Genomic DNA, 1,858 nt, shown 5'->3' with positions numbered 1-1,858 from the left:
AATTTTAATAATAGTGGAACTATTCTTACTAAAGAGACTAATAGTAGGGATGCAGTATTTATTAATAAATCTACCATAGAGAGTTTTAGTAATAGTGGGACTATTAAGAGTGAGGGGAATAATCGCACAGGTCTTAATATTTTAGGGGGGAGTAGTATAAGTAATTTTGAGAATAGTGGGAGTATATCAGATGTATCACTAAATCATGTGAGTAGTAATTATTGGGCTGGTTCAAACGGACAAAAAGTAACCATAGAGAACTTTACTAATAGTGGGACAATCTTTCATCATAAACAAAAGAGTCTCAGTGTTAGACATGCCGATATTAAAACCTTGACAAATAGTGGGTTAATACAAAATATAGCTGACGACAATGTTACACTTTATGGTGCTAAGATAAACACTTTTACAAATACAGGGACTATACAAGGTCCAGCACATATAAATATGCGGATATATGCTTCCACTGTTGATAACTTCACCAACAAAGGCACGATAGAGAATACCGGCACAGCACTGGCAAATTCTCCTTCTAAAACATCTGTAGATATAGGAAGATCTACCATAGGAACCTTTACTAATGAAGGCATTATTAAAGGTGGAAGAGGTGTTGCTGTACGAGCTAGCACGATTCAAACCATCATCAACAAAGGAACAATAGAAACAACAGGAAAACACTCTCAAGCTGGTGCATTTACGGTATATGGAGAACCAAACAAGCAAGTTAGTAAGATAAAAACTTTCATTAATGAGGGTGTTCTTATATCTGCTAATAGCAGTGGTATTGTCTATACGGTGGGTAATAGTATAGAGACGATTATCAATAAAGGAACTATAAAAGCAAAAGATAATGCAATTAGTGTTACTAAACTTTATGTTCCTAATTTAGATACAGGTAAAGATAACGAAAAAATAGGCAAAATCATCTTAGAGGAAGGTAGCTCCTTAGAATCTCAAAAAAGTGCTATTAGCATTGATATTCAAGGCACTTCTAAAAAACTTGAACTTGGAGGCATAGAAGTCAAAAAAGGCTCCACTATTAAAAGTCAAAGTGGAGCAGCTATAGCAGTAGCAGCCAATAATCAAATTACAGGTAATATTGATATTGCAGGAAAGATAGAAGCTCCAACAGGTATTTCTAATCAAGGAAAGATTGAAGCAAGTATTAGTGCTTCTGGAGATACTCCTTTAGTTATTGAAAATAAAGGAAATGGTAGCATAGGAGGAAACATTAGTGCTAGTGATAATGTCCCTCTTAGTATTACTAACTCTGGGAGTGGTAGCATAGGAGGAAATATCACTTCTTCCTCTAGTGCCCCTATTAGTATTAATAACTCTGGTAATAGTAGTATAGGAGGAAGCATTAGTGCTAGTGGTAATGCTCCTATTAGTATTAAAAATGAAGGCAATGCTAACATTGGAGGGGATATTAAATCAACAGGAGATGCTCCTATAACTATTACTAACTCTAGCCCTCAAGGTATCCAAGGAAGTATTACAAGCTCTGGTAATGCTCCTTTAAACATTACTAACTCTGGAAGTGGTAAGATAAATGGAGGTATCACCTCTAATGGTAAAACTAACATTACTAATAATGGTGGTAATATCCAAGGAAGTATTACAACAAATGGTAATGCCCCTATTAGTATTTCTAACTCTGGAAGTATTGGAGGAGATATTAAAACAGCAGGTAATGCTGAATTAAAAATTAACAACTCTGGGAGTGGTAGCATAGGAGGAAGCATTAGTGCTAGTGGTAATGCTCCTATTAGTATTACTAACTCTGATAATGCCACCTTAGTAGGTGGAGTTAGTGCTAGTGGAGGTGGTAAAGTAAGTATTGAAAATAAAGGCAGTG

General features: G+C 35.4%; 1 protein-coding gene. It reads left to right on the top strand.

The genetic code is table 11. The features are described 5' to 3' along the window. Window positions 1-1,858, top strand: a 1,858-nt coding sequence (locus LS72_RS11025; protein ID WP_414458070.1) for a hypothetical protein, incomplete at both ends; no start/stop codon positions are given.

It is taken from the genome of Helicobacter apodemus (assembly GCF_000765745.2).
Taxonomy (GTDB): domain Bacteria; phylum Campylobacterota; class Campylobacteria; order Campylobacterales; family Helicobacteraceae; genus Helicobacter_D; species Helicobacter_D apodemus.
Note: the sequence above shows the minus strand (reverse complement) of the source record. Positions and strands in the feature narration are given on the sequence as shown.